This is a genomic window from Candidatus Palibaumannia cicadellinicola (assembly GCF_002855795.1).
In the GTDB taxonomy this organism is placed as follows: domain Bacteria; phylum Pseudomonadota; class Gammaproteobacteria; order Enterobacterales; family Enterobacteriaceae; genus Baumannia; species Baumannia cicadellinicola_C.
Genome location: NZ_NJPO01000127.1, coordinates 1 through 3,946 on the forward strand (window position 1 = coordinate 1; position 3,946 = coordinate 3,946).

Genomic DNA, 3,946 nt, shown 5'->3' on the forward strand with positions numbered 1-3,946 from the left:
GATCAACCACGTAATTTAGCTAAATCTGTAACAGTATAATAAATATTGCATTAATTATATTAACATTATAAATTATTATTTCACTGAGAAGTAACTCACTTTCCAATACAAAAACGAGAAAAAATCATTGTAAGCAAATCATTAGATGTTAATTGACCAGTAATTTCACTCAACGCTTTATGAGCTAATTGTAAATCTTCTGCTAATAACTCTATTTGATCTGGAAATAATATGTGGTCTTTACCATGTCGTAAATATTGTTCCGCAGTTTTTAGTGCGTCTAAATGACGACGTCTAGCTAAAAAACCATTATTTTCTGTACTTATAGTAAAGCCTATACTATGTTTTAAATGTTCACGCAATACATTTATTCCTTCACCTGATAGTGCAGAAAGAGTAATAAATGAATATTCATTCTCTTTTATCTTACTAATTTTTTTACCAATTTTGTCACTAGTTAAATCAGCTTTATTACGTATAATAGTAACTGGTTTTCCAGATGGAAAATGTTGAATAAATATTTCATATAAGAGATTTGTTTGATCTAATTGAGTAGTACTACTATCTACTACTAGTAAGATATGATCTGCTTGCTCTATTTCACACCAAGCTCGTTTTATACCAATACGTTCTATTTCATCATTACTACTATTACACAAACCAGCAGTATCAATAATATGTATTGGTATACCATCTAAGTTTATATGTTCATGTAGTACATCGCGTGTAGTACCAGCTATTGCAGTAACAATAGCTACCTCACGACACGATAGTGCGTTAATAATACTAGATTTACCTACATTAGGCTTTCCAGTAATAACTACTTTAATTCCGTCACGTAATATACTACTTTGATATGCTTCAGTACGTATTAAGCTAAGGTTAGATATTATTTTCTTTAAACTATTTTTTATATTACTTTCTGAAGATATATTTCTTTCTTCTAGATCTGGAAAATTAATAATTGCTTCAATATCAATACGTATTTTTGTAAGTTCTGTAATAATAGTATTAATTTTTTGTGAAAATATTCCTCGTAAAGAGGAAACTGCGGCACGAGCTGCTTGTACTGAACTAGCATCAATCAGATCAGCTATTGCTTCTGCCTGTGTTAAATCGATTTTATCATTAAGAAAAGCACGTTCTGAAAATTCACCTGGACGAGCAATTCGTATTCCAGGTAAAGTTAAAATAGATTGTAACAATATATCTAATATAACTGGGCCTCCATGTCCATGTAACTCTAAAACATCTTCGCCAGTAAAAGAATGAGGACCAGGAAAAAATAAAGCTATACCTTTATCAAGTATAGTTCCATCTCTATCGTAAAAAGGTAAATACTCTGCTTGACGTTGACGTGGTAACTTACCTAATAATTGTTGAGCCACCATAGTTGTGAGAGAGCCAGAGATACGTAAAATTCCTACGCTGCTACGTCCATTAGGGGTAGCATGAGCAACAATAGTATGAAGTATACTCATTTCCCTTTTTTATCCCAATTATGAAGTCCACGTTTTTCTAAACTACGATAAATAAGCTGTTGCTGAATAATAGTTACCAAATTGCTAATTATATAGTATAAAACTAATCCTGATGGAAACCATAAGAAAAATACTGTAAAAATAATGGGCATAAAAGTCATAATTTTTTGCTGTATTGGATCAGTAATAGTAGTAGGCGACATTTTTTGAATAAAAAACATGGTAATGCCCATTATAATAGGCAAAAGATAATATGGATCTTGCGCAGAAAGATCTGTAATCCACAAAGCAAATGGTGCATGACGTAATTCAATAGAACCGGACAACATATAATATAATGCTAGAAAGATAGGCATTTGAATAATAAGTGGTAAGCAACCGCCTAATGGGTTGATTTTTTCAGCTTTATATAATGCCATTAGCTCCTGGCTTTGACGTTGTTTATTATCTCGAAAACGTTCACGTAATACAGCTAATTTAGGCTGTAGCCTATACATTTTGGCCATAGATGTATACTGAGCTTTTGTTAATGGATACATTATCCCCCGTATAATAAAAGTAATAATGATTATAGAAAAACCCCAGTTACCAATAAAATGATGAATATACTTAAGTAGTTTAAATAATGGTTGAGAGATAAACCACAACCAGCCATAATCGATTGCTAGATCAAAATAAGGATTTATTGCAGCCATTTTTTCTTGTATTTACGGCCCTATCCATAATAAAGCTGTTAAATCACACTTATTTCCCTTTTGAATATATATAGGATTAGACTTAAACCCGATAGCAACTTGTTCATTATCTAGATCAATCGTATAAAAAGTATTATCACCTAACGTTAAGGGAAACCAAGCAGTAGCAAAATATTGCTGTAGCATAGCAATCCAACCTTTTTGGCTACTAACATTTAAGTTATCTTTTTTGATTTCTTTAAAACTATATTTTTTATATTTTTCTTCTGTAGTGGAATAAGCAGCCCCACGATAAGTTTGTAATGTAAAATAACTATTACTAATTTTACTAGATTTAGGTAAATTAACAGATTGTTTTAACTGACCAAATAACGTTAGCACAAGCGGTTGCGTACTAGCATTTTTAATATGATAAGTAATCTTTACCGTAAAATCGCTACGTTTAAAAATAAATGTTTTAATATACTTTACTCCTTGAAGTGAAGTATATATTAGTGGTACACATAATTCATTCTGATTATCTTCCAAAAAATAATAATTAGATTTGGTAGTATAGAGTGGATACTCTTGACGTTGTTTACTAATCAAACCACTTTGGGCTTGATAAATAAATTCAGGAGAATTATTTAGTAAATGGGAGGGTTTTGACGAACCTAGTTGATTAGGATATGTCAGTAAATAAGCCTGCTCAATATCACCACCATAAGTATTAATTTTTAGCAAAAAAACATCTGTTTTAACACAAATTTCTTGACCTTGTTTATCAGATGGTATGTTCTGTTGAAGCAAATTATTACTGGTATTTGTGACTGTATGTGATGTATTTTTGATAGTAGTTTGTGGATAATTGTCTGTCTGCCATATTTCCCAAATCATGTAAGAAACAAACAGCAAAGCTATGACAAGAAGATTGCGTTGTGAATCCATTATTAGTGTTCTCTTTTGTCAAAGTTTTTTAGCGGTAATATATCTTCGCCTCCTGGATTTAAAGGGTGGCATTTTAATATGCGTTTTAATATTAACCAACTACCTTTTAAGATACCAAATCTATCTATGGCCTCAATACTATATTGCGAACATGTAGGCCAAAACCTACAATGATGCATGAGTAATGGGCTAATAATAAGTTGATAACAACGTATTAACCAGCTTAGTAACTTTACTATTAGCGACAATAGCGACGCCATACAATTTTTAAAGCTTCTCTCAAAGTATAATTATCTAAATCAGCAAGTCCCTTTTTAGCAATGACTATAAAATCCATGATAGGCAAAGTATGCTGATGTAAACGAAAACTATCACGCATCACGCGCTTAATACGATTACGTTCATGAGCTAATTTTACATGTTTTTTAGATATTGTAAGACCCACACGCGGATAACCTAACGTATTCAGGCGCCCAAGAATAGTTAGTTGTGGTATACTAACTAATTGAGGCTGCTGAAAAACAAAAGCAAAATGATTAGACGTTAATAATCGTAACTTTCTTGAAAAAGTTAGTTTTACCACCCGTGCGCTTTTTTTCCTAATATAGATACGGTTAGACGTGAGCGATTTTTAGCACGGCGTCGGGCTAAAATTTGACGACCGCTTTTTGTTGCTATACGAGCACGAAAACCGTGGGTACGGTGACGTTTTAATAACGAAGGTTGAAAAGTGCGTTTCATATTTATAATGTATATATCCTATAGTAATATATATACATAATAATTTATGTATATATATTACTAATTTTAAATTAAATTTAGCACAATTAAATTAATATTACT

4 protein-coding genes and 1 pseudogene are annotated in these 3,946 nt (G+C 31.5%); all 5 read right to left on the reverse strand.

Going from position 1 to position 3,946, the window contains the following annotated elements:
- Nucleotides 1-95 precede the first annotated feature (95 nt).
- The 5 genes and pseudogenes from mnmE to rpmH all read right to left on the reverse strand — a co-directional run bounded on the left by mnmE (nt 96) and on the right by rpmH (nt 3,844).
- Nucleotides 96-1,481: a tRNA uridine-5-carboxymethylaminomethyl(34) synthesis GTPase MnmE gene (gene mnmE / locus CEX73_RS02365; RefSeq protein ID WP_101626995.1), complete on the reverse strand. Its 1,386-nt coding sequence runs from the start codon at nt 1,479-1,481 to the stop codon at nt 96-98.
- Nucleotides 1,478-3,103, reverse strand: a pseudogene (yidC, locus tag CEX73_RS02370) (membrane protein insertase YidC). Before yidC ends, mnmE begins: the two are co-directional and overlap by 4 nt.
- Nucleotides 3,104-3,105: 2 nt before the next feature.
- The gene (gene yidD / locus CEX73_RS02375; RefSeq protein ID WP_101626996.1) at nt 3,106-3,363 is read right to left on the reverse strand and encodes a membrane protein insertion efficiency factor YidD; all 258 of its coding nucleotides are present in this window, start codon (nt 3,361-3,363) and stop codon (nt 3,106-3,108) included.
- Nucleotides 3,342-3,686 (reverse strand): ribonuclease P protein component, encoded by a 345-nt coding sequence (gene rnpA / locus CEX73_RS02380; RefSeq protein ID WP_101626997.1) that lies wholly within the window; start codon nt 3,684-3,686, stop codon nt 3,342-3,344. Before rnpA ends, yidD begins: the two co-directional genes overlap by 22 nt.
- Nucleotides 3,680-3,844 carry a 50S ribosomal protein L34 gene (rpmH, locus tag CEX73_RS02385; RefSeq protein WP_101626998.1) on the reverse strand — a complete coding sequence of 55 codons (165 nt, stop codon included), beginning with the start codon at nt 3,842-3,844 and terminating at the stop codon, nt 3,680-3,682. Before rpmH ends, rnpA begins: the two co-directional genes overlap by 7 nt.
- Nucleotides 3,845-3,946 lie beyond the last annotated feature (102 nt).